The sequence below is a fragment of the Mediterraneibacter sp. 210702-DFI.3.120 genome, assembly GCF_020561005.1.
In the GTDB taxonomy this organism is placed as follows: Bacteria; Bacillota; Clostridia; order Lachnospirales; family Lachnospiraceae; genus Mediterraneibacter; species Mediterraneibacter faecis.
This window is the reverse complement of record NZ_JAJCNG010000110.1, coordinates 1-259: the sequence shown is the minus strand read 5'-3', so window position 1 is coordinate 259 and position 259 is coordinate 1. Positions and strand designations below refer to the sequence as shown.

Below are 259 nucleotides of genomic sequence, written 5' to 3'. Positions count from 1 at the left end.
CCGTTATTTCAAACGCAAAAAGCTTTGTCTGTGGCACAGCAAATGGCCATTCGTCAGGAACGTTTGAGCCAATCGGCCTTTGGATTGGCTAGTAGTTTGTGGTATATGGGCACAGGAGCGCAAGAGAGTTACTGGGAACGTCTAGCAGAATTGCAGCCGATTCCTACCGATTTATTGGTAGGCGGCGAAGATCAAAAATTTATTGGGATTGCGAAAAAAATGCAGGCACGTCAACCGTTGTTGAGGCTGACAATTTTTC

The 259-nt window shown here is 45.9% G+C and carries 1 protein-coding gene; it reads left to right on the top strand.

The window, feature by feature from the left end; genetic code table 11:
- A partial coding sequence (locus LI162_RS15430; protein ID WP_227156895.1) for a hypothetical protein occupies positions 1 to 259 on the top strand: 259 nt, incomplete at both ends.